Source organism: Pseudarthrobacter siccitolerans (assembly GCF_001046895.1).
GTDB lineage: Bacteria > Actinomycetota > Actinomycetes > Actinomycetales > Micrococcaceae > Arthrobacter > Arthrobacter siccitolerans.
Map to the genome: position 1 here is coordinate 274,046 of NZ_CAQI01000059.1, position 20,530 is coordinate 294,575.

Sequence of the window (20,530 nt, forward strand, 5' to 3'; positions counted from 1 at the left end):
TCTGCCGCTCCGCCGCCGTCGTGCGTTCTGTCCCTGTTTCAGTCGTTCTGCAGCGTGTCCGTCAAATGGTGCGTGGGAATCCTGTCCCGCTCGTAGGTGATCTCGGTGTAGCCGTGCGGCTCCGGTTTGCCGGACGCGTCGAGGTTGACGAAGACGATCTCCTCAATGGTCAGGATGCTTTGGCGGGTGATCATGTTCCGGACCTCGGCCCGCATGGTCAGCGACGTCCTGCCGAAGCGGGTGGCGGTCAGTCCCATCTCGATCAGGTCGCCCTGGACCGCGGAACTGACGAAGTTGATCTCGGAAATATACTTCGTGACCGCGCGTCCGTTGCCGAGCTGGAGGATGGCATAAATGGCCGCCTCCTCATCGATCCACTTCAGCAGGCTGCCGCCGAAAAGCGTGCCGTTGGCGTTCAGGTCCTCGGGCCGGACCCACTTTCGGGTGCGGAAGGTGATGTCTGCTGATTCCATAGCCAGAGGCTAGTCGAGCAGCGGCCTGCGCGGCCGAGTATGACGAACCGGGTCCGCTCTTAAGCCATTGCTGTGTGCGCTGCGCTGCGGGCGTGGATGCTCTTCGCGTAGCAGTACGAGTGTTCAACGCCCACGTAGGGGCCAAAGTTGGGAACGGGTTCGAAGCCGGAGTTTTCGTAGAAGTTCCGTCCGTCGGGCTGGGCGGAACCGGCCTCGGCCTTGATGCGCGTGATGCCCTGCTTGAAGGCTTCGGCTTCCAGGGCAGCGAGGATGGAGCTGGCCACGCCCGAGCCGCGCGTGTAGGGCAGGACGTACAGGCGCTTGATCTCCGCCGTTGTGGCGTCCAGGAGCCGCAGTCCGCCGCAGCCAACCGGCTGGCCCGATCCCTTGTCGTAGGCCACAAGGAACACGGCGCAGTCAGCGCCCGACGGCGGCGGGCCGGGTTCGTGGTCCGCGGTGCCAAAGCGGGCGTCTAGTTCGGCCTGCTGGGCGCGGCGCAGGTCGGCGCCTACGGGGTTGGACCAGGTGACCTGCCGGATGTTGAGCCGCGGGTTGGTCTGCATTTCTGCCTCGATTCGCCGAAGGGATATGCAAGACAAGGCTAAAAGGCGGCGGTTACGCCGGTGTTTCTTCCGCGTAAGCGCGCGGATAACGCTTTGCCCCAAGTCGCTTGGCCGTCTAGTTATCAGCTGGACTAGGATATTTTTATGCGCTCTACGGGTAACGAAGGCTCCGGCTACTGGTACGGCCCGGACGGCCAGCTGGATTACAGTGCCGCTGTACTGAAGTCGCTGCGTGACTACCGGGCAGCCGAGACTGCTGTCCGCCGGTCCACCCGGGACTCGATGGGCATGGGCGAGACGGATATCCTCGCGCTGCGTTTCCTGCTTCGGGCCCAGGCTTCCGGCAGGAGTGTCGCGCCCAAGGACTTGAGCCAGTTTCTGGGGATCACCAGCGCTTCCACCACCTCGCTGATCGACAGGCTGGTGGCCAGCGGGCATGTCCGGCGCGAGGCGCATCCTACTGACCGGCGGTCCGTGGTTGTGGTTCCCACCGTGGAGTCGGACAAGGAGGTCCGCGTGACGCTTGGGGCAATGCACCGCCGGATGATGGCCGTGGCGGAAGGGCTGAGCGCCGATGAGGCGCGCGTGGTGGTTGATTTCCTGCAGCGCATGGCTGAGGCGTTGGAAAACCTTGAGGAGGGAGGCAAGGGAAAGTAGCTAGGCGAGCTAGCTAGTCAGGCTAGCAATATGTATGCTTACGATCAGATCCTGAATCCCAACAGACGGAGTCGTGAGTGCCTTGGTTACTTTTACTGAGCTTGGTTCCCCTGATTTTTGGGCTGCCCGAACATCCTTGAACGGCCTGCATTCGGGGCAGGAACAGGCTGGGCTGGCCGCAGTCCACTGCGGCACCACCATGGAACTGGTGATCCCGGCGGTTGGACCCGCCGCCGTCGGCTACACCTTTGAATCGGACGACGGCGGGCCGGTCCAGCTGCCGCCGGTCTGGCGCTGCGGTTGCGGCTTTCAGCTCGACGCCGGCCTGGGTGCAGGCCAGGCCCCGGTCCTGTCCGCATGAGCATCCAGGCCCCGGCGCCTGCCGGGAAACCTGCAGCGCTCCTGTCGGGGAACCTGATGGCGGGGCGCTACGAACTCAAGGAAAGGCTGGGCCGCGGTTCCCTGGCTGAAGTATTTCGCGCAGCCGACCGCGAGGGTGGCCCCGACGTAGCCGTGAAGGTGGCAGTAGGTGGCTCCCGAAAGCACTTCGAGAGGATCAGGGACGAGGCAGCCGTTCTGGCAGCCCTGGATCACCCGTCAATCATCACCTTCATTACCCAGGGCATGATGCCCGCTGGAACGGCGCTGGCCGGGCGCCCTTACCTGGTTGAGGAACTGGCCCTCGGAACGAGCCTCGCCGAAGCGGCCCGGACCCGCCCGCCCCTGGCCGGTGACGTTGCCGGCTGGGCCGCCGGCCTCTTCGGAGCATTGGCCCACCTGCACGGGAAGGGCCTGGTGCACCGCGATATCAAGCCGGCCAACCTGATGCTAAGCGGGCTTCGGAGGAGTCCGGTGCGCATGATCGACTTCGGCATCGTGACTGCAGCGGGCGCGCCTCCCGAGCCGGGCATCTCATCGGGAACAGTCCACTACATGAGCCCGGAACAAGCCGGGGGCGGACCGGCGCAGGCCAGTTGGGACGTCTACGCCATGGGACTCGTGCTGCTGGAGCTTCTCACCGGGTCCAAGGCGTTTCCCGGCACCGCCATCGAATCGCTGGTGGCCAGGACCCTTCGTAGCCCCGACATCCCCGGCTCCCTGGGCCCGGAGTGGTGCACCCTGCTCCAGGCGCTGACCGCAATGGACAGTGCCGCGCGGCCGACTGCAGCCGAGGCCGCCGCAATGGCAGCCCGGCTGGTCCGGACCGCCCCCGCAGGGAAAATAATGGGCCCCTGCAGGAAAATGGCGGTGTTCCCATCCCGCAGGACCAGGCAGCTGGCCTAGGGCTCCGCCACGTTCTTCCCGGTGGGGTCCTCGGCGGTGGGATCCGCAAGTGCCAGCCCGCCCACGGGGCTGCCGTCCCAATGCAGGAGCTTCCACCCGTTGCCTGAATCGCCCTCCAGGGCAACGATTCCTGTGTTGGCCAGTACATGCTTCGCCGCGAATTCGGAGTCCGCGCCCTCCGCCCTGCGCCCGGCCCAGGTGCGGATGGCCGCACCGTGGCTGACCACAGCCACGGTGGCCTCCTGGCCTGGTGACCGTTCCAGGGCGGTGGCGATGGCTGCGTCGAACCGCCCGAAGAAGTCGTGCCCGTCCGGGCCCGCAGGCATCCGCCGGTCAAGGTCCCCTGCGGCCCAGGAAATCACTGTCCCCATGTACCGTTTATGCGACTCGTGGTCAGTCAGTTTTTCCAGCGCCCCTGCCTCGATCTCGTGCAGGCCGTCCAGCACCGCCACATCCAAACTGTGCAGCCGGCCCAGCGGCGCCGCGGTGATCTGGGTCCTGATAAGGGTGGATGCGTACAGGGCATCGATCCGCTCATTCGCCAGCGAGCGGGCCAGGGCTTCCGCCTGACGTTCCCCGAGTTCGGTCAGGCCGGGGCCGGGGTGGGCCGTGTCCAGTTGGCCAAGCACGTTTCCGGGGGTTTGTCCGTGACGGATGAGGAGCAGCTTCATGCCTCCAGTTTCGCACCTGGAAGCCGGCCGCCCTGCCAGCCCCGGCAAAGGCTCCCGCACCAGAAGGCGCCGGGCTCCGCAAAGCCCGGCGCCGCCGTCGTACTCTTTGTTCCCGTGCCTGCAGGCGTTACTTGAGGTGGTCCACCAGCTGGTCGGCGATGCCCGTGTACTTGCCGGGCGTCAGCGCGAGCAGGCGCGCCTCGGCCTCGGCCGAAAGGCCAAGGCCCTGCACGAACTCCTGCATGCGGGCAGCGTCCACGCGCTGTCCGCGGGTAAGGTCCTTGAGCCGCTCGTAAGGGTTCTCCATGCCTTCGGCGCCGGCAATTGCCTCGGCGCGCATAACCATCTGGATCGCCTCGCCCAGGACTTCCCAGTTGGTGTCGAGGTCCCCGGCCAGCACGTCTTCAGCTACATCCAGGCGTTCCAGGCCCTTGGCGACGTTGGAAATAGCCAGCAGCGAGTGGCCGAACGCCACACCGATGTTGCGCTGGCTGGAGGAGTCCGTGAGGTCGCGCTGCCAGCGGGAGGTGACCAGTGTTGCCGCCAGAGTGTCCAGCAGGCCGTTGGAGATCTCCAGGTTCGCTTCTGCGTTTTCGAAGCGGATGGGGTTGACCTTGTGCGGCATCGTGGACGAACCCGTGGCACCTGCCACCGGGATCTGCGCGAAGTAGCCGATGGAGATGTAGCTCCAGATGTCCGTGCAGACGTTGTGGAGGATGCGGTTGAAACGCGCGACGTCCGCGTACAGTTCTGCCTGCCAGTCGTGGCTCTCGATCTGCGTGGTGAGCGGGTTCCAGGTCAGTCCCAGTGCCTCCACGAAGGACTTGGCCACCTGCTGCCAGTCGGCGCCGGGGACGGAGGCAACGTGGGCGGCGTAGGTGCCGGTGGCGCCATTGATTTTGCCCAGGTATTCAGTCTTGGCGATGCGGTCCAGCTGGCGGGTCAGCCGGTGTGCGATGACTGCCAGTTCCTTGCCGAGCGTGGTGGGGGTGGCGGGCTGGCCGTGGGTGCGCGACAGCATGGGGACTGCGCGGTTGTCCTGGGCCATCTTGCTGATCTGGGCCACCAGTGCGCGCGCGGCGGGAAGCCACACGTCCTCCACAGCACCTTTGACGCCCAGCGCGTAGGAGAGGTTGTTGATGTCCTCGGAGGTGCAGCCGAAGTGCACCATGGCCGTCAGGTTTTCGATGCCGATGGCGGGGAGGCGGCGGCCGATGTAGTACTCCACAGCCTTCACATCGTGGACGGTGACGGCTTCGATTTCGGCGAGTTCTGCCACGGAGGCGGCGTCGAATTCGGTGACGACCGCGCGGAGCTGCTCCTGCTGCTGTGCGGTCAGGGGCCCGGCGCCCGGAAGGACGTTGTTGCTGGTCAGGTGGATAAGCCATTCAACTTCCACGGCCACGCGGTCGCGGTTGAGGGCTGCCTCGGACAGGTAGTCAACGAGGGGCGCGACGGCGGACTGGTAGCGGCCGTCCAGCGGGCCGAGCGCGATTTTTTCCGGGGACGCGGCGAGGGCCAGGCGTCCTGAGGGCGTACGGGTATCAGCTGTGGCGGCGGTTTCAGGCATGTGCTGATTCTTTCATGAACTGCCGCGGCGGCTTTAGCCGGTTACTTGTCCACATAGCCGACGGCGGTGGTTGGGTCCGGGCCTTGTCCTCCGTACCGTTCATGCCAGGCAGATCAGTGGGGCGTGCTGCGCAAAGAAAGGAGACCGGTCATGGGGAGCCAACTGGCAGGGGCAGACCTGCAACAGGAGATGCTGCGCGTCTCGCAGATAGTACAACTGGCTGAAAGGGTGGCCGTCTGTGTTGGCCGGGGCGAGCAGGTTTTGGACAGCTTCCGGGATATCCAGCTGCTGCAGTGGGAGTCGCCGGCCGGCCGCGCGTACCGGGATGCGGTTTTGCTGCAATCGGCAGCACTGCGCCGCGCCCTTGAAACACTGATCGAGGCGAAGGCGGCCGTGGAGCGGCACAGCCAGGAGACCTTCACCGCCGGCTGCACCAACCCGGGCATGCGCTGATGGCCGAGGTAATGCCGTCGGGAAGCGGCCTTATCAAGGTATCCGGACCTCCCGACGACGGATTCCTCACCATCCGCGGAGGCGTGGGCGGCATCAGGTTCCAGCTGGAGGAACTGGGCGGCGGCGCGGAAAAGCTCGACGACCTCGCGGGCGAGCTGTCCGGAATGGAGGTTGAAGTCCGCCGGATCTGGGAAGACCTTGTCCCGTTCCAGGACCTGCCGCGATGGTCCGGCAGCCTGGCCATGAATGCCGTAGGCGAATCCGAGCGGAGCATCCAGGCAGTACGGACTGAGCTGCAGCGCATCAGCGGCCAGGTTCGGGCTTGCAAGCAGGAGTACGAAGTGGCGGAAGCCGTGGCGGGGACATACAGCAAGCCCGACCAACCACTCATCGCCGCTGAGCTGGAGATGCAGTCAGACTTCTGGCGGACGGGTTTCCTGAATAGAACCGCTGTTGAGAACCTGACTGCGCTGGCGGTACACGCTACTCCCCTCGCCAAGATGCTGGTGGAGGCTGCTTATCCAGGAATGAGACCTCGGCCCGTTGAAGTCCAGCCGCAAGAAAGCATCCCCATTGATTTCGATCCTTCTCCGGCAGGCCTGCTGGAACGTATCCGGCTGATTGATGCTCGTGGAGCCGGGTTCATTGAGGTGGTTGAAGTCGAGAACGCAGGACAAAAGGCCTACGTAGTGGTCATCCCAGGTACCCAGTTGAATACACCGGACGAGAATCCGTTCGGTTTGAACGGCATAGTCGAGGGCGTAGGCAACAGTTCCGGGAATGTGAGCGCAGCCGTTCTGGAGGCGCTGAAGGCGGCCGGCGCCCAGAAGGGAGCCACCGTGGTGGGTGTGGGTTACAGCCAAGGTGGGCTCCACGCGATGAACCTGGCCGCCAACGAGGAGTTCCTGCGCGATTACGACCTCAAATATGTGCTGACCGCAGGATCACCCGTGGCAGGAATCAGGCCGGACACTGACGTCAGCACTCTTCATCTTGAGCATCGGACTGACTGGGTCCCCGGCACTGACGGCGCCCCCAACAGGGATTCCAGGAACCAGGTGACAGCAACCATGAACAATGATTTCTACGTCCAGACCGGGGAGAACGTGGGTATTGGTCCAGGTCACCAGCTCACCAGCTACCAGGACGGCGCACGGCTGGTGTCCGCCAGCAGTGATCCTTCGCTGGTGGCCTCCACCGCGGCGCTCGGCGCGGCATTGGGAGCGGGTGGCACGGCGACGGCCACACGCTTCTCCCTGTCCCGGACCAAGGCTCCCGCGGCCAATCTCCATGCGGCGGACAACCGGAGGCAGGAGCGCGGGTATGGCGGGCGGTAGCAGGGCGGCGCCGGCGCCGCCTTGTCCTACCGTCGGGTTCCGGTGATCCTGCCGGCCACGAGTGAAACCAGGGTGATGATGATCGCCGCAAGAACGGCAGTCCAGAAGAAGGAGTCGATCGTGAAGTGCACCGGGGTGTAACTGCTGATCCAGGAGGTCAGGTAGAGCATCGCAGCGTTGATGACGATGGTGAACAGGCCGAGGGTCAGGATGGTGAGGGGCAGTGCCAGGAGGCTCACCAGGGGGCGGACCAAGGCGTTCACGAGGCCGAAGATGACGCCGATGAACAGATAGGCGAGGACAATCCCGATGGTGTCCGTCCCTTGTGTCACGCCGGTCTGGGCCACTGCATCAGCCGTGGCGGAACTGGAGATCTCCAGCCCCGGCAGTATCCACCCCGCCACCCAGAGGGCGAGGCCATTGATCAGTACCCGGGCAATCAGTCGCATAGGCCAATGGTTTCACACCGCCCTGACGGTTGGCTCAAAGACGGACCGCTTCCCTCCGGCATCGGGAGAAGTAGGCTGGTCTCCATGACGTCATCAAACGCCCTTGCCGGGGGTATTCAGCCACGTCCAGTGGTGGCAAGGCTGCCACGCTACGCCGCGGGCAAGCCTCCCGTGTCAGTGGAGGGACTGGCCAGCTACAAGCTGTCGTCGAACGAAAACCCGCTGCCTCCCATTCCGGCGGTTGTTGAGGCCATAGCGAAGCAAACGGACTTCAACCGCTACCCCGACCCGTTGAGCAGCCGGCTGCGCGCCGAACTGGCCGGGTTCCTCAATGTTCCCGCCGAGGATATTGTCACCGGCGCCGGCAGCCTGGGGGCGCTGAACCAGCTGCTGGCCGCGTTCGCAGGGCGGAATGAAGACGGCAAGCCGGATGAGGTGGTCTACGCCTGGCGCTCCTTTGAGGCCTACCCCATCAGCGTCGGCCTTTCGGGTGCGGACGGTATCCCCGTCCCGCTCACTGGCGAGGGCCGCCACGATCTGCAGGCCATGGCGGCGGCAGTCACTGCCCGAACCAAGGTGATCCTCCTCTGCACGCCGAATAATCCCACCGGGCCTGCCCTCCGTGCAGCCGAGACCGAGGCCTTTATCCGCTCTGTCCCGGCAGACGTAGTGGTGGTCATTGACGAGGCGTACCAGGAGTTCGTGCGTGAAGCGGATGCGGTGGACGGGATCAGCCTCTACCGCAAGTACCCCAACGTAGTCGTGCTGCGCACCTTCTCCAAGGCACATGGACTCGCCGGCCTGCGCGTTGGCTACAGCATCTCCAATCCGGAACTGACCCAGCACCTGAGGGTCGCCGCCACACCCTTCGCCGTGTCGCAAATTGCAGAAACGGCAGCAATTGTTTCCCTCCAGAATTACCCTCAGGTTGTAGAAAGGGTACAAATGCTGGTGGATGAGCGGGACCGCGTCACCGCGGGGCTGCGCAGCCTGGGCTGGGCTGTGCCCGACGCCCAAGGCAACTTCGTCTGGCTGGACCTCGGTGCTGACAGCACAGATTTCGCCGACCTGGCAGGCGCGCAAGCACTCTCAGTGAGGGCCTTTGACGGCGAAGGAGTAAGGGTGAGCATCGGCGAGGAAGAGGCGAACAGCCGGTTTCTCGTGTTATGTGCGAACTATACAAAGGGCCCGCGCGGTTCCTAGCCCTTAACAAGTAGCTTCGCGCTTAGTTACTGAAGATAAAGTTAGGATCAGTAAGCCAACATATATGCCGTAACAGGAATCTATTCCTTCTGCGGCATATATCCCAGCGACATTGCATTGCATCCGGATGCGGCAAGCAAGGAGACGGTATGGGCACACATCTGCCTTCCACCGAGTTCGACGGAACAGCTGTAGACGACCAGCGTGAGACTGATGCCGAAGCAGTAATGGGCGAGCCCCCGGCGCAGATGGTCCAGCTCCTCGGCCCGGACGGGAAGCTGGGCTTCGACCCTGTATTCACCGACTACGCCAGCAAGCTCACCCCGGACGTGCTCCGCGGGCTCTATGCGGACATGGCTGCCATCCGCCGGTTCGACGTCGAAGCGACTGCCCTCCAGCGGCAGGGGCAACTGGCGCTCTGGGTGCCGCTCACGGGGCAGGAGGCCGCGCAGATCGGCTCCGGGCGCGCGAGCCTGCCGCAGGACTACATCTTCCCCACCTACCGCGAACACGGAGTGGCGCTGACCCGCAACGTGGACCTCGCCGAGCTCCTGCGGCAGTTCCGCGGCGTCTCCAACGGCGGGTGGAACCCCAAAGACACCAACTTCCACCTATATACGCTGGTCCTGGCGGCGCAGACCCTTCACGCCGTGGGGTATGCAATGGGCATCCAGCGGGACCAGAAGCTCGCATCCACCAGCGCCGCCGGGGCATCAGAGGCCGGACCGGATGCAGCGGTAATCGCCTACTTCGGCGACGGCGCCAGCTCCGAGGGTGACGTCCACGAGTCCATGGTCTTCGCCTCTTCCTACAACGCCCCCGTGGTGTTCTTCTGCCAGAACAACCATTGGGCCATCTCTGTCCCCACCGCCGTCCAGACCCGGGTGCCGCTGTCCAACAGGGCCAAGGGCTACGGCTTCCCCGGCATCCGGGTTGACGGCAACGACGTCATCGCAGTCCACGCCGTCACCGAATGGGCCCTGGAGCACGCACGCCAGGGCAAGGGCCCGGTCCTGATCGAGGCGTTCACCTACCGGGTGGGCGCGCACACCACGGCGGACGATCCCACCAAATACCGGCCGGCGGCCGAAGAAGAGGCCTGGCGGGCAAAGGATCCGCTCGTCCGGCTCGAGAAGTACCTGCGTGCCGAAGGCATGGCTGACGAAGCATTTTTCGCCAAGGTCAAAGCGGACGGGGATGAGCTCGCGGCCTACGTCCGCCGCACCACCCACGACCTCGAAACGCCGGACATCCGCACCGCCTTCGCCAACACCTACGCCGAGGCCCATCCTCTGGTGGCCGAGGAACTCGCATGGTTCGAGGAGTATTCGGCGGGTTTCGCAGGTGAGGAACCGGCGGAAGAACCGGCCAGGCAGGCAGTAACAGCCCAGGCATCCCCGAAGGCAGGCCACTGATGACCACCATGACCATTGCCAAGGCCATCAACGAGGGCCTGCGAGCAGCCCTGACGGACAACCCCAAGTCCCTGCTGATGGGTGAAGACATCGGTGCGCTGGGAGGCGTCTACCGCGTGACCGACGGCCTGATCGGTGAGTTCGGCCCCGACCGGGTGGTGGACACGCCGCTGGCGGAGTCCGGCATCATCGGAACAGCGATCGGCCTCGCCCTGCGCGGGTACACCCCGGTCTGCGAGATCCAGTTCGACGGCTTCGTTTTCCCCGGTTTCAACCAGATCACCACCCAGCTGGCAAAGATCCACTCCCGCAGCAACGGCAACCTCAGCGTGCCGGTAGTGGTCCGAATCCCTTACGGGGGTGGCATCGGCTCCATTGAGCACCATTCCGAGTCACCCGAGGCGCTCTTCGCCCACACCGCCGGGCTCAGGATCATCACCCCATCCAACCCGCACGACGCCTACTGGATGATCCAGCAGGCAGTCCAGTGCCAGGACCCCGTGATCGTTTTCGAACCGAAACGGCGCTACTGGCTCAAGGGCGAGGTTGACGTGGAGGCTCCGGGAACCGCCGGGGATCCCTTCAAAGCCCATGTCCTGCGCGCCGGGACAGATGCCACCGTTGTGGCCTACGGGCCGCTGGTTCCGGTGGCTCTCGCAGCAGCCAATGCCGCAGAGGAAGACGGACACAGCCTGGAGGTCATCGACCTTCGCTCCATCTCGCCCATCGACTTCGATACCGTTACCGCCTCGGTCCAAAAGACCGGCAGGCTGATTGTGGCCCATGAGGCTCCCACGTTCGGCGGGATCGGCGGCGAGATTGCGGCCCGGATCAGCGAGCGGGCCTTTCATTCACTGGAGGCACCCGTGATCCGCGTCGGCGGTTTCCACATGCCCTATCCCGTTGCCAAGGTGGAGGAAGACTACCTTCCGGACATCGACCGCATCCTCGAGGCGCTGGACCGCGCCCTCTCCTACTGAGGACACCATGACTCTGAACAAGTTCAACCTCCCTGACGTAGGCGAGGGGCTCACTGAGGCGGAAATCGTCTCCTGGAAGGTCAAGCCCGGTGACGCCGTGGCCATCAACGACGTCCTCTGCGAGATCGAGACTGCGAAGTCGATCGTGGAACTGCCCTCCCCGTTCGCCGGCACCGTGACCGAACTTTTGGTCCCCGAAGGCATCACCATCGACGTCGGCACAGCGATCATCAGCGTCAGCGACGAGGTTGCCGGCGACCCCACCCCCGCTGACGTGCCCGCTCCGGAGATGCCCGTGCAGCCGATGTACGGCAAGCTTCCCGCGTCCGACGCCGGCACTACAGAAAGTGCATCAGCCGCAGGCAGCGGGCTGGCCGGCGGCCCCCTGGTGGGGTCCGGACCCAAGGCGGACGCCGTCAAGCGCCGGCCGCGCATTTCCAGGGACTCCAGCAACGGGGGTGCGGCGGCAGCCCTGACGGTCAACGCCCCGGAGGTGGAGCCGGTCCAGCCCCTCACCCCGGCTGCCGTAACAGCCGCGCCGCAGGCCGCATCAGGCACGCCCAACGGTGTTTCCGCCGGAGCCGACGGGTCGCCGGATAACCGGCCAACCTTCGGTGGCGCCATCACCGGGCTCGTGAACAAAGTCCTGGCCAAGCCCCCGGTCCGGAAGATCGCCCGCGACCTGGGCATCGACCTCGCAGACGTGGTGGCCACCGGCTTGCGGGGCGAAGTGACCCGTGAGGACCTGGTCAGCTACCAGGCGCAGCGGGACGCCGAACTGGACAAGGCCGACGGTTTCTGGGGCAAGGCCGGAAAACCTCAGGACCAGCGCATCGAGCAGATCCCGGTCAAGGGAGTCCGCAAGGCAACGGCAAAGGCGATGGTGGACTCGGCCTTCTCGGCACCGCACGTGAGCATCTTTGTGGATGTGGACGCCAGCCGCACCATGGAATTCGTCAAGCGGCTCAAGGCATCCAGGGACTTCGAGGGCATTCGCGTTTCGCCCCTGCTCATCCTCGCCAAAGCCGTGATCTGGGCGGCCGCCCGGAACCCCAGCGTCAATGCCACCTGGGTGGACACTGCCGACGGCGCCGCCGAAATCCACGTGAAGCACTACATGAACCTGGGCATCGCCGCGGCAACTCCCCGCGGCCTGATGGTGCCGAACATCAAGAACGCCCAGGACCTGTCCCTGAAGGAGCTGGCGCTGGCCCTGAACAACCTGGCCACCACCGCACGGGCCGGAAAGACCCAGCCTGCCGAAATGCAGGGCGGAACGCTGACCATCACCAATATCGGGGCGCTCGGCATCGATACCGGCACGCCGATCATCAACCCCGGCGAAGTGGCCATCGTGGCGTTCGGAACCATCAAGCAGAAGCCCTGGGTGCTGGACGGCGAAGTGATTCCGCGCTGGATCACCACCCTGGGCGGCTCGTTCGACCACCGCGTGGTGGACGGCGACCTGTCCGCCCGCTTTATGGCCGACGTCGCCGCCATCCTGGAGGAACCGGCGCTGCTGCTGGATTAGGAAACTGACAGCAGTGGTCACCAACGCCGGGGCCATCCGGACCAAAAACAGGGCTGCCAGATGGATCACCGAGGTGTTCCAGCCTCCCGTGGTGGTCAGTGTCCAGCTGCTGGCCAGCCCGCTCACGCAGCCCGGTTTTCCGGGCACCATGGCCTACGGGGCACTGGCGGCGTTGTTCGTCTGCGTGGTCCCGCTGATGCTGCTGCTGGTCCTGGTGCGGCTGGGAAAAGTCACGGACCACCACGTCAGCGAGCGGAAGCAGCGTGCTCCTGTGCTGCTGATGGCATTGGGATCGATCGTGGCAGGGCTGCTGGTACTGGAGGCGGTAGGAGCCCCGGAGAGCGTTATAGCCATGGTTCTGGCGGTGGTGGGCGGAGTGGTGGTGCTGGCCGGCGTCAGCCCGTTCTGGAAGATCAGCGGGCATGCCGCGGCGATCTCCTCGTCTGCTGTGATTGCGGTACTGATGCTCGGCCCGGGATGGCTGCCGCTGCTCCTGCTCATCCCCGCCGTGGCCTGGTCCCGGGTGGTGCTGCGGGCGCACACCAGGGCTCAAGTGGTTGCCGGCGCGCTCTTCGGCGGCGTGGTGATGGCCGGTATCTGGCGGCTCCTGCAGGGCTGGATGGTGCCGTAGCGCAGGGGAGCGGACCAGGGAGAACCCTCAGAAGGTGGAGTACGTGGTCAGCATCTCGATGGTTGAGGGATCGGCCACGGTCCCAAGGGAAACGGCTGCCGCGATCATCAGGCCGCCGAGCACTGCCCCCGCGCCGCCCAGTGCGGTCAGTAGCTTCCAGTCTTCGCGCACAACGCTGGCCACGGTGGCCGGCATGGCCAGGCCCGGAGCAATCAGGTTCGGGGCGCTGTCCACGGTTCCGTCGTCCAGGAGTGCAACCACCGTGCCGGCGCCGCGGTCAACCCGCATGGAGCAGATGTGGTTGCCGTGCCGGGCCAGGAGGATGTCATGGCCGACGAGCTGGCGGCGCTGGAGAGTGAGCAATGGGGCCCCTTGATAAAGGTGGAAGGTGGGTGTCCGCGCCGTTGGGGGCTTATCCAATTTTATCGTTGCGCTCACAGCATAAAGGGCATGTATGGGCGTGAGAACGGACACCCACCGGGGCGACTTCCACCACCCCGGCGGGTGTCCCGGGTAACTGTCAGTCGGCGTCGTAGGTGTTGGCGATGTAAACATCGCAGGGAGCGTTGTGGGCCACGCTGTTGGCCACGCTGCCCAGCACCCGTCCAATACCCTGCATCCGCCGGTTGCCCACCACGATAATCCGCGCTTCCATCCGCAGTGCCTCCTTGATGAGGGCATCCGCCGGGCGCCCGCGGGCTGCGGAATAGGTCACCTTGATGTCCCGGCCCAGGGACTCGGCAACGGTGCGGGCCACGTGCTCGGCGGCGTCGGCGTCGGAGACGATCCACTGGTCGCTGCCGCTGCCGAAAACTTCGGTGCGGTCGCTGTCGAAGGCCGAGACCACGTGAAGCGAGGCATCCAGCGCCGCAGCCAGGTCGCGGGCCGATTCCGCAGCCTTCTTTGCCGTACCGCTGCCGTCCACCCCTACAACAATGATTCCGCTCATATACTGCTCCTTTGCTTGGTATGGCTTAAAGTCCGGTGAGCCCTACGCTACAGCCCGGCGATGGCTTCCCGCAGTACCGGAGCCAGCCGGCGCACTCCCTCGGTGATCGCCTCGGGGGGTACGGCGCTGTAGGCGAGGCGCAGCTTGTTGGACGGCTCGTCCGACGGCGTGAAGGCGGCACCGGGGATGAACACCACTCCGGCGTCGATCGCCTTGAGCAACAGCGGGTAGGTGTCCACTCCTTCCGGCAGTGTCACCCAGACAAAGAAGCCGCCCTCCGGGGCGGTCCAGCTGGTGCCCTCCGGCATATGGGCTTCAAGGGCGGCGAGCATGGCCCGGCAGCGCTCTGCATACAGGCCGCGGTAGGTCTCGATCTGGCCCTTCCAGTCGTAGTCCCGCAGGTACGCGGAGACCATCATCTGATTAAGCGCGGGCGGGCAGAGAGTGACGGATTCTGCCGCGAGGTAGTACCGCCGCTGAAGATGCTCCGGAACCAGGGCCCAGCCGATCCGCAGGCCCGGCGCGAAGATCTTGGAGAAGGAACCCAGGTAGATGACATCTCCCGGGTTGTCGGCGCGGAGCGGTGGAAGCAGCTCGCCTTCAAAGCGGAGCAGCCCGTACGGGTTGTCCTCCAGGACCAAAATATTCGCCCTGCTGCATATGTTGACGATCCGTTGCCGCCGTTCCCGGGCCAGGGTGATGCCGGAGGGGTTGTTGAAGTTGGGGATGGTGTACAGGAATTTGATGTTTTTGCCGGCCAGCTGCAGGGCGGCGATTTTGGCCTCCAGCAGGTCCGGGACCAGGCCGTCCTGGTCCATCTCCACGGTTTCCACCTGGACCTGGTACGCCTCGAAGGTATTCAGGGCGCCCACATAGGTTGGGTCTTCCACCAGCACCACATCCCCGGGGTTGCAGAAGACCTTGGTGGCCACGTCCTGGGCGGACTGCGATCCCGCGGTGATCACCACATTTTCCGGCCGGGCATCGAGGATGCCTTCGGCCGCCATCACCTCGCAGATCTGGGCGCGGAGCTCCGGAGTTCCCTGCCCGCTGCCGTACTGCAGGGCAGTCAGGCCGTCCTGGGCGATGATGGCAGCAGCGGTCTCCGCTAGCCGGTCCATGGGGAGGGACTGCAGGTAGGGGCTTCCGCCGGCAAGCGAAACGAGTCCGGGGCGTAGGGAAATATCAAAGACATCGCGGACGGCGGATTGGCGTATGTTGGCAGCGCGCTCTGAGAACAGTTCCTCATGGCGGTGGGCGGACGTGGCCGCCCGTTCGATGGCGTCAATGGCTTCAGCGGGCAGCGTCCCTGCTGCGGCGTCGAGTGTTTCGTGGCTCACATCCACAGGATACAGCCGGGAGTTGCTGATTAGGCAACATCCGTTTAGTAAAGTTTGAACCGCGCGCTGAAAGTTGCGGTCCGGAGATGCTATGCCCGGGACGGTCAGTCCAGCCGCAGGGCCTCCGCGAGGCCCATGCCGTTGATATAGATCTCCGCGCGGATCGCTCCCACGGCCGCCACCGCCGTCTGGGTCAGCTGCGCTTCCACCCGCGGTGCGTCGCACACCCCTCCAAGTCGCAGTGTTCCCGCCAGGTACACGGTCACCGTGGTGCCGTCGAAGCTTCCTGAGAGAAATTTCAAGTCGGAAGCGGACAGCGCGTTGTAAACGCCTGCTGCCGGCTTGGGCGGCCCTGCTTCGGTTGATGCTTCCAGCAGTGCGCCCACTGCGGCAGGCAGCGGCTCCCCTGCGTCCGCGCTGGGGCGGGCCACCGCCACCAGGCTGTCATTGCAGCCGAAGCGCACCCCGTTGCTGCCGCCGTCGTCCAGCATCACGTAGTAGGCCGTCACGGCCTGCACAGGCGCGGCCTTGCCAAAGGGGGCCGCGTCGGATGGTGCAGGACTTTGCAGCGCCGGTCCTTCCAGGATGCCCGGACCGGGCGGGGAGGTTCCGTCAGTCGAGGTTCCGGCGGAGGTGGCAGGGGCAGCTTCGGCCTGCGGCTGCGGCTGCGGGGGGCCGGGGCTGGCCGTTGCCAGCGGCGGCGCGTCCTGTGGCTGCGGGGCGGGGCTGGCCGGGGCTGTTTCCCCGGCGGGGCCGGTACCGGCATCCACCAGCGGCGCGGAGGACGAGGAGGCAGGGGCCGAAGGGGAGGGGCTGACGCAGGAGCTGAGGAACAGTGGAAGTGCCAGGGCAAGAGCCGCCAGCGCGGCGCGCGCCACCGCTGTTTGCCTTCCGCCGCTGCGCCTGTCTGCCATGCTGCACCGCAATCCCGTCCCGGCACGTACCGTGGATTAACGTTACGGCCGGCGCATTGGCCAAAGAATGCCCGGAAGGTACCGGTTGGGATAAGAGTTGGTCACGGCAGTGCAGTGTGCCAGGTCAGGCTCCGGGGCGGCCCGGCCACTCCTTGCCGGCCCACGGATCGTAGTCGGCAATCAGTTCCTCCTGCGGCGGCCGCTCCGCCTCGGGGATGTGCTGCAGGTTTACCCGGACCCGGTACCACAGCGAGCTCGAGCCCCGCATTCCGTCAACCAGTACGTCGGCCGGATGCAGGGCCGGGACGAGGTCCGCGTGCCGTGACTTCCACTCGTCCAGCGCTGCCAGCGCTTCGGACTTGGTTTTGGTGCGGGCAACTTCGATCAGGGGCATCACCGACTGCCGGCGTCCGGAGCCGTCGCCGCTGCGGGGTGCCTTTTCGGCCGGGCCGAGTTCGGCCGCCAGGGCCAGGAGCCCGTCCAGTGAGCCTGCCGCGCCGTTTATTCCGGCGTGGGGGTCGCCCACTTCCGCGAAACGCTCCGGCACTGTTCGCACGGTGAACTGCTCCGGCCGGGCCGAGCGCACTTCATCCCACGCCAGCGGCGTTGAGACGCGGGCATCGGGCAGCGGGCGGACTGAGTAGGCGGACGCCACCGTGCGGTCCTTGGCGTTTTGGTTGAAGTCAACGAATACGCTCTCGCCGCGCTCCTCCTTCCACCACCGCGCCGTGGCGAGGCCGGGAGCGCGGTTCTCCACCTCGCGCGCCAGCGTTTCGGCGGCGAGCCGCACGTCGCGGTAGGACCACCGGGGCTCGATGCGCACCAGGATGTGCAGTCCCCGGGATCCGCTGGTCTTCGGCCACCCTGCCAGCCCGACGTCGTCGAGCACGTCCTGCGCCACGTAGGCGACGTCAACGATCTGCGACCAGTCCACCCCCGGCATGGGATCCAGGTCCACGCGCAGTTCGTCCGGGTGCTCGAGGTCCTCGGCGCGGACGGGATGCGGGTTGAGGTCCAGGCAGCCGAGGTTTACCACCCACGCCAGTCCTGCCGCATCGCGGATCACTGCTTCTTCCGCCGAAGTTCCCGATGCATAGTGCAGCGTTGCGGTGTCGATGAAGTCCGGGTGGTTCTCCGGCACGCGCTTTTGGAAGAACGGCTCGGCGTCGATGCCCTTGGGAAACCGCTTGAGCACCATGGGCCGGCCGCCGGCACCGCGCAGGGCTCCTTCGGCCACGGACAGGTAGTAGTTCACCAGGTCCAGCTTGGTCAGCCCGGGCCCAGGGAAGACCACCTTGTCGGGGCTCGAGACGCGAACCTCGGCACCGGCGATGTCCAGGATCTCGGCCGGGGTCTTCGAGGGGCTCATGGCGTCACGGTAGCAACGATCCGGTGCGGCAGCCAGAGGGCAGGCATGCCGGTTTAAGCACAAAAGTGCCCGGCGCGAATAGTCGCACCGGGCACTCGGGCAGGCTGCCTACGCGGCAGGCTGGACGGCGGCAAGGGCGTCGAACACACCCTTGATCTGCTCCACCACTTCTGCGTCATCCTTCGGGTGCAGCTCGGCGAAGCGCACCATGGAACCGGGGACGGCGAGCTTGACGTTTTCCAGGACCTGGGCGCCGGCGATGCCTGCTGCCTTGCGGGCCTCGTCCTGGGCCCACACTCCGCCGTACTGGCCAAAAGCGGTGCCGACGACGGCGGTGGGCTTGCCCGCGAGGGCGCCGGCGCCGAAGGGGCGGGACAGCCAGTCGATGGCGTTCTTCAGCGCTGCGGGAACGGTGCCGTTGTGCTCGGGGGTCACCAGCAGGACAGTGTCAGCCTCGCTGGCCGCGGCGCGCAGGGCGGCAGCGGCCGCGGGAACCTGGCCTTCAACGTCGATGTCCTCGTTGTAGAAGGGGATGTTGCCCAGGCTTTCGTGGATAACAACTTCCACCTGTTCCGGAGCGTTCAGCTGGATTGCTTCGGCCAGCTTCTGGTTGGTGGACTCGGCGCGCAGGCTGCCGACGAGGGTCAGTACGGTGCTCTTGGTCATGTGGACTCCTGGGGTAGGGGCGGCGGGAGGGGAGCCGCCGGCCGGGGAACACGGAGGCTTGTTGGTGCCTTCATCCATCTAAACGGACTGCGGTCCGTTTAATATTCCCCGGGTCTAGAATGTGAAGTGTGAGCTCCATCTCAATGCGGCCGCAGTCGCCGTCAAGGGACGCCGCCGAACGCAGCGATGCCGCCCGGAACCGGGAACGGCTGCTCCAGGCGGCCCGGGAACTCATCGGCGAATGCGGTGCCGAGGGTCTGACCATGGACCGGCTCGCTGAGCAGGCCGGGGTGGGCAAGGGGACCGTCTTCCGCCGCTTCGGCAGCCGCGCCGGCCTGATGCTGACGCTGCTGAGCGAATCCGAAGCAGCCTTCCAGGAGCGCTTTATGTTCGGGCCGCCGCCGCTGGGCCCTGGTGCGCCAGGCCTGGACCGCCTCATCGCTTTCGGCGAGGAACGCATCGCCTACCTCATCGAGTTCGGGGAGTTGGCGCTCGCAGCGGAGAACACCCGGCACGGGCGTTCGGAGCCCCCGGCCGCGGCCTTATGGCACCGCCACCTCGAAGTGTTGCTGCGCGAGGAGGGCTTCGAAGCGGACCCTTGGCTGATGGCCCGATCGCTGGCCGCCACCCTTGCCCCGGACCGGCTCTTGAACCTCCTCCAGGTGCAGGGCGTGAGCCAGGAGCGACTGGCTGCATCCTGGCGGGATCTTGTCACAAGGGTTGTCAGCGGCGCGTAGATTACGCCCGTGGGCACCGACTCGTCCAGTCACATCAACTTCACAAAGTTATTCATAACAATCTGATACGGGCAGGCATGTTTGCCTGCACCCGCCCGTATTTTGCGGGGCCGGTTGTGATAGTTTCCTCTTCGAATGTGACCCGCAACATAGTCCACAGGACTGGCGTACAGCCGGCGGGTTGCCGGCTACCCGCCGGCGAAGGACCCTGTGTCGCGGCACAACCCCCGCCGACACGGGGACAACGGAAGGATCCAGCACGTGATTGTTGATTTGCCCGATACCGTGATCCACCTGCGGACTCCCTGGTGCCCCGACGTCCGGCTGGCGGCGGCGAAACAGAACTAGTCCCATGCTCAGGTACCTCGCGAAGCGCGGCATCACATACGTCTTTATGATCTTCCTGACCACCTCGGCGGGATACTTCCTGGCGGTCAGTTCCCTGAAACCTGCCTTGCTGGAACAGGAACGCATTCCCCGCCCCACGCCAGAGCAGGTCGCGAACTCCATGCGCCTCAAAGGCCTGGACCCGGACCTCAACCCGTGGGAGCGATACGTGGAATGGCTGACGGCCATCGTCACCCGCTGGGACTGGGGCCGCAGCCCCAACGGGGCCTACATCAACGCCGAGTTTGGCGACCGTGTCTGGATCTCCACCCGGCTTTTCCTGGCCTCCATCATCCTCACGCTCGTGATCGGCGTGGCTTTGGGGGTCTACTCGGCAGCGCGGCAGTACAAGTTCCAGGACCGTGCCATCACGTCCTACAGCTACCTCGCCTACATCGTGCCCGCGCCCATTGCCTACTTCCTGGTGCAGCTGGGTGCCATCAACATCAATGAAACCGTGGGGGAGCGCATCTTCTTCGTCACCGGTATCTCCACGCCGGGAACGGCGCCGGGGTGGCCGCAGTTCGTGGACATGCTGGCGCACTACGCCGTCCCCACCATAGCCATCACCCTGGTGGGCTGGGGTTCCTACCAGATAGCCCAGCGCCAGTACCTCCTGGACAACGTGAACGCAGACTTTGTCCGGACGGCGCGGGCCAAGGGGCTCACCCGCAACCAGGCCATCTCCCGGCATGCACTGCGGGTTTCGTTCATCCCCGTGGCCCAGAGCATCGCCTTCACCATCCCGGCAATCTTCGCCGGCGGGTTCTTCGCGGAAAAAATCTTCGCCTGGCCCGGAGTGGGCTCCTGGAGCATCGACGCCATTTCGCTCCAGGACGTCAACGCCGCCACGGCCACGCTCGCTTACGGCTCCGTCATCTTCGCCCTCGGCGCCATCCTGGCGGACTTCGCCACCACCCTTGTTGACCCGAGAGTGCGGGTGCAGTAGCC

23 protein-coding genes are annotated in these 20,530 nt (G+C 65.6%); 12 read left to right on the forward strand and 11 right to left on the reverse strand.

Annotated elements, in window-relative coordinates:
• Positions 1–38: 38 nt before the first annotated feature.
• Positions 39–473 carry an acyl-CoA thioesterase gene (locus ARTSIC4J27_RS21405; RefSeq protein ID WP_083435590.1) on the reverse strand — a complete coding sequence of 145 codons (435 nt, stop codon included), beginning with the start codon at positions 471–473 and terminating at the stop codon, positions 39–41.
• A gap of 59 nt (positions 474–532) precedes the next feature.
• A complete protein-coding gene (locus ARTSIC4J27_RS21410; protein ID WP_050057216.1) occupies positions 533–1,036 on the reverse strand; it encodes a GNAT family N-acetyltransferase in 504 nt (167 codons plus the stop codon).
• A gap of 144 nt (positions 1,037–1,180) precedes the next feature.
• Between ARTSIC4J27_RS21410 and ARTSIC4J27_RS21415 the strand changes: the two genes are divergently transcribed.
• The 3 genes from ARTSIC4J27_RS21415 to ARTSIC4J27_RS21425 all read left to right on the forward strand — a co-directional run bounded on the left by ARTSIC4J27_RS21415 (position 1,181) and on the right by ARTSIC4J27_RS21425 (position 2,977).
• Positions 1,181–1,693, forward strand: coding sequence for a MarR family winged helix-turn-helix transcriptional regulator (locus tag ARTSIC4J27_RS21415; protein WP_050057217.1), 513 nt, complete (start codon positions 1,181–1,183; stop codon positions 1,691–1,693).
• Between the two features lie 82 nt (positions 1,694–1,775).
• A complete protein-coding gene (locus tag ARTSIC4J27_RS22985; protein ID WP_152683936.1) occupies positions 1,776–2,054 on the forward strand; it encodes a hypothetical protein in 279 nt (92 codons plus the stop codon).
• On the forward strand, positions 2,051–2,977 hold the full coding sequence (locus ARTSIC4J27_RS21425) for a serine/threonine-protein kinase (RefSeq protein ID WP_050057219.1): 927 nt from the start codon (positions 2,051–2,053) through the stop codon (positions 2,975–2,977). Before ARTSIC4J27_RS22985 ends, ARTSIC4J27_RS21425 begins: the two co-directional genes overlap by 4 nt.
• On the opposite strand, the gene ARTSIC4J27_RS21430 is transcribed toward ARTSIC4J27_RS21425, so the two are convergent.
• Together ARTSIC4J27_RS21430 and purB are read right to left on the reverse strand one after the other, a co-directional pair.
• Entirely contained in the window at positions 2,974–3,648 is a 675-nt protein-coding gene (locus tag ARTSIC4J27_RS21430; RefSeq protein WP_050057220.1) for a histidine phosphatase family protein, read from the reverse strand. The two genes, ARTSIC4J27_RS21425 and ARTSIC4J27_RS21430, sit on opposite strands and share 4 nt — an antisense overlap.
• 127 nt (positions 3,649–3,775) lie before the next feature.
• Positions 3,776–5,218 (reverse strand): adenylosuccinate lyase, encoded by a 1,443-nt coding sequence (gene purB / locus ARTSIC4J27_RS21435; RefSeq protein WP_050057221.1) that lies wholly within the window; start codon positions 5,216–5,218, stop codon positions 3,776–3,778.
• A 150-nt stretch (positions 5,219–5,368) separates the two neighbouring features.
• On the opposite strand from purB, the gene ARTSIC4J27_RS21440 reads away from it, so the two are divergent.
• Both ARTSIC4J27_RS21440 and ARTSIC4J27_RS21445 read left to right on the forward strand, forming a co-directional pair.
• Entirely contained in the window at positions 5,369–5,671 is a 303-nt protein-coding gene (locus ARTSIC4J27_RS21440; RefSeq protein WP_050057222.1) for a hypothetical protein, read from the forward strand.
• Entirely contained in the window at positions 5,671–7,008 is a 1,338-nt protein-coding gene (locus ARTSIC4J27_RS21445; protein WP_050057223.1) for a hypothetical protein, read from the forward strand. Before ARTSIC4J27_RS21440 ends, ARTSIC4J27_RS21445 begins: the two co-directional genes overlap by 1 nt.
• 26 nt (positions 7,009–7,034) lie before the next feature.
• Here the strand turns inward: ARTSIC4J27_RS21445 and ARTSIC4J27_RS21450 are convergent, their stop codons facing one another.
• Positions 7,035–7,457 carry a phage holin family protein gene (locus ARTSIC4J27_RS21450; RefSeq protein ID WP_050057224.1) on the reverse strand — a complete coding sequence of 141 codons (423 nt, stop codon included), beginning with the start codon at positions 7,455–7,457 and terminating at the stop codon, positions 7,035–7,037.
• An 84-nt stretch (positions 7,458–7,541) separates the two neighbouring features.
• On the opposite strand from ARTSIC4J27_RS21450, the gene ARTSIC4J27_RS21455 reads away from it, so the two are divergent.
• The 5 genes from ARTSIC4J27_RS21455 (at position 7,542) to ARTSIC4J27_RS21475 (ending at position 13,217) form a co-directional block, all read left to right on the forward strand.
• Positions 7,542–8,660, forward strand: coding sequence for a histidinol-phosphate transaminase (locus tag ARTSIC4J27_RS21455; protein ID WP_235436816.1), 1,119 nt, complete (start codon positions 7,542–7,544; stop codon positions 8,658–8,660).
• Between the two features lie 149 nt (positions 8,661–8,809).
• Positions 8,810–10,075 (forward strand): pyruvate dehydrogenase (acetyl-transferring) E1 component subunit alpha, encoded by a 1,266-nt coding sequence (gene pdhA / locus ARTSIC4J27_RS21460; protein ID WP_050057226.1) that lies wholly within the window; start codon positions 8,810–8,812, stop codon positions 10,073–10,075.
• Entirely contained in the window at positions 10,075–11,055 is a 981-nt protein-coding gene (locus ARTSIC4J27_RS21465) for an alpha-ketoacid dehydrogenase subunit beta (protein WP_050057227.1), read from the forward strand. The genes pdhA and ARTSIC4J27_RS21465 overlap by 1 nt, the downstream gene beginning before the upstream one ends.
• A gap of 7 nt (positions 11,056–11,062) precedes the next feature.
• Complete coding sequence (locus ARTSIC4J27_RS21470) at positions 11,063–12,586, forward strand: dihydrolipoamide acetyltransferase family protein (protein ID WP_050057228.1); 1,524 nt, start codon at positions 11,063–11,065, stop codon at positions 12,584–12,586.
• A gap of 13 nt (positions 12,587–12,599) precedes the next feature.
• A complete protein-coding gene (locus tag ARTSIC4J27_RS21475) occupies positions 12,600–13,217 on the forward strand; it encodes a phosphatase PAP2 family protein (RefSeq protein ID WP_083435591.1) in 618 nt (205 codons plus the stop codon).
• Between the two features lie 27 nt (positions 13,218–13,244).
• Here the strand turns inward: ARTSIC4J27_RS21475 and ARTSIC4J27_RS21480 are convergent, their stop codons facing one another.
• From ARTSIC4J27_RS21480 to ARTSIC4J27_RS21505, 6 genes are all read right to left on the reverse strand, one after another.
• Positions 13,245–13,580: a hypothetical protein gene (locus ARTSIC4J27_RS21480; RefSeq protein WP_050057229.1), complete on the reverse strand. Its 336-nt coding sequence runs from the start codon at positions 13,578–13,580 to the stop codon at positions 13,245–13,247.
• A 157-nt stretch (positions 13,581–13,737) separates the two neighbouring features.
• On the reverse strand, positions 13,738–14,166 hold the full coding sequence (locus ARTSIC4J27_RS21485) for a universal stress protein (protein ID WP_050057230.1): 429 nt from the start codon (positions 14,164–14,166) through the stop codon (positions 13,738–13,740).
• A gap of 47 nt (positions 14,167–14,213) precedes the next feature.
• Entirely contained in the window at positions 14,214–15,506 is a 1,293-nt protein-coding gene (locus tag ARTSIC4J27_RS21490) for an aminotransferase-like domain-containing protein (protein WP_050057289.1), read from the reverse strand.
• A 104-nt stretch (positions 15,507–15,610) separates the two neighbouring features.
• On the reverse strand, positions 15,611–16,420 hold the full coding sequence (locus tag ARTSIC4J27_RS23345; protein WP_235436817.1) for a hypothetical protein: 810 nt from the start codon (positions 16,418–16,420) through the stop codon (positions 15,611–15,613).
• Positions 16,421–16,544: 124 nt separating this feature from the next.
• Complete coding sequence (gene ligD, locus ARTSIC4J27_RS21500; protein WP_050057231.1) at positions 16,545–17,789, reverse strand: non-homologous end-joining DNA ligase; 1,245 nt, start codon at positions 17,787–17,789, stop codon at positions 16,545–16,547.
• A 108-nt stretch (positions 17,790–17,897) separates the two neighbouring features.
• A complete protein-coding gene (locus tag ARTSIC4J27_RS21505) occupies positions 17,898–18,455 on the reverse strand; it encodes an NAD(P)H-dependent oxidoreductase (protein ID WP_050057232.1) in 558 nt (185 codons plus the stop codon).
• Between the two features lie 128 nt (positions 18,456–18,583).
• Between ARTSIC4J27_RS21505 and ARTSIC4J27_RS21510 the strand changes: the two genes are divergently transcribed.
• Together ARTSIC4J27_RS21510 and ARTSIC4J27_RS21515 are read left to right on the forward strand one after the other, a co-directional pair.
• Positions 18,584–19,192 (forward strand): TetR/AcrR family transcriptional regulator, encoded by a 609-nt coding sequence (locus ARTSIC4J27_RS21510; protein ID WP_407681146.1) that lies wholly within the window; start codon positions 18,584–18,586, stop codon positions 19,190–19,192.
• A gap of 352 nt (positions 19,193–19,544) precedes the next feature.
• A complete protein-coding gene (locus ARTSIC4J27_RS21515; protein WP_050057233.1) occupies positions 19,545–20,528 on the forward strand; it encodes an ABC transporter permease in 984 nt (327 codons plus the stop codon).
• Positions 20,529–20,530: the final 2 nt, after the last annotated feature.